The sequence below is a fragment of the Acinetobacter lactucae genome (genome assembly GCF_013344765.1).
GTDB classification, from domain to species: domain Bacteria; phylum Pseudomonadota; class Gammaproteobacteria; order Pseudomonadales; family Moraxellaceae; genus Acinetobacter; species Acinetobacter lactucae_A.
This window is the reverse complement of record NZ_JABVBF010000282.1, coordinates 1-2,149: the sequence shown is the minus strand read 5'-3', so window position 1 is coordinate 2,149 and position 2,149 is coordinate 1. Positions and strand designations below refer to the sequence as shown.

The window sequence follows — 2,149 nt, the reverse complement described above, 5'->3', positions numbered from 1 at the left end:
GACCTTATCTAGGCTTTATTGTTATTAATTTAGTAGAAGTGACAATCAATAACTTCGAAACCTATTTATATTTAATCTAGTTAAATTTCTCTAATTTCATCTTGTAATATCTAAAACCACTATTTCAATTTGACCAGTTTTTGCTGCTTGGCTACTTTCAATCAACATTTCCTTTAACTGATCAGCGGCAGTAGGGATAGGTTTCCCCTTACCTCGGCTTTTTAACTTCTTATTGTCAGTTCTTAAACCAAACCATAGCACAAGATAGATACCTCTACCCTCAGCACGCCAGTCTTGTGCATATAGTTTATTGAGCTGATTATCAGCACCTGTCCACAATTCAGGATGCCATTGCCCTTTTACTTCAATTGGTAAACGTAATTGCCCTACAGTACATCCTATATCCGCTTCTTTATCATCAGCTTCATGAACTTCCACCTCATAAACTACTTCGTTACTTCCTTGTCTGAGTAATCCTATCAAATGATCTCGACAGCGCTCTTCTTTATATGGTTTAGCATTATCATCATAAAAACCACGCCAAGACTCTGCATCATCACTTCTGATTTTGGCTTGAACTACAGCTAGTTCTTCTAGAATAAAAGCTTGCAAATCAGATATAGACTGTGGGGGTAGATCTTCTGAAATTGCTTTAATTTGTTCAATTGTTGGAGGCGTATATAAACTCTCAACTCGTATTTGTTTTTGTTCATACTGTAAAGTCTTAATTAAATCTGTATAACTATCTTGCTCTGCATTCTTAAGTCGCTCTAATGCTCTAGAAGCTTCATCACTAGGATTTTTAGCTAACTGAGCAACAATCCCCTTAAGGAAGTCAGCAGCATCCCAAGGTTGCCTATCCCCTGAATACACTCCCATAGGATGACCTGCATTAGGATATACAGTCCGAAATGTAGTCATTAGCCATTCTAAAAAATTGACACTTAGTTGAAGGTTAGCTTTATTTTCTCGATATCTTCCATTTAACCTATCTCTAATAGTCCAAATAAAATCTCTATCAGATAACTCTCTCTGAAATTGTTTTATCGTTTCTTCAAAATCTATGATTAAACCGATACCAATCCAATTTTTCTTCTGTTCAATATTTTCAAGCTTTGTACGTTGTGATAGAAATTCTTTGAGAAAATCAAACTGGCCAGCATAAAGCAAACTATCTATTAATTCTGATTCTGGCTTAAGTGCAATCAATGGGAATTGCTTCATCCATCTTTTAGCTAATTCAATATTGAAACTTTTATATTTTTCTCCATTCATAATATTATATAAGCCCTCAATATCAGCAAATCTGCTTTGAAAAAGTGGTTCATAAAATAATTGTAGTGCTTCTTCTAAACAACCACGTCTGAGCAACTCATTTTCAATTTCTTCAAAAACTTCAGGAATCTTCACTACTTGATCATATCGGCGATTCATTAATGTGAAATAACCAGCAAATAAGCGTTCATCAGGTAAATCATTTAAGCCAATATTTTTTCGAACACGCTCCGCTAATGCGGCTATTAGAATAAAAACTTCATTATAAATCCTGCCTTCTTTTCTAATTTCGAGAATATCTTCAGCCTTTACTTCGGGTACCCTATTTGTTAGAAAATTTTCAAACCCTTCCATACAAATATTTGATATTTCATCCCCTAGCCATGCTGCAATACATTGATGAGGTGCAGGTTCTCTATCAATATCATTAACCATTTTTAAATATGCTTGAGCAGGTAGTAAAATTACCTCAAAGTGACCTTTACGTAGCAACTCACTATTTTCAGAATAAAATTTTATTTCTTTAGCTTGAAGTTCTTCTTGTTTCTTTTCTAGCTTTTGTTTACGTAAATTATTTTTAATTTCCCAATTATCTAGTTGTCTAATAGAAATTTGCTCTAACCATATTTTATCTTGTGCGTTCCCTCTAGTAAAAGGCAGTGCTACATTGCGAACCTTCTGACCTATCTCACCATCATGTTGTACTAACCGTACAATATCTTTCCAACGCTCATCCCTAGGATTAGTTAAAAACATATTTTCTAATAATAAAATAACATCGTTTTCATTCGGTATAAGACCTAATGATGCTTGTGAAAGATTTCTAGATCGTTGCCATATAAGCTTCTCATTAGTAAGTTCAAGAAGTACAAAG

1 pseudogene is annotated in these 2,149 nt (G+C 34.1%); it reads right to left on the bottom strand.

The annotated features are described in order from the left end of the window. Positions 1-96 precede the first annotated feature (96 nt). Positions 97-2,149 (bottom strand): annotated as a pseudogene (locus HUN22_RS16665) (NACHT domain-containing protein); the annotation flags it as partial.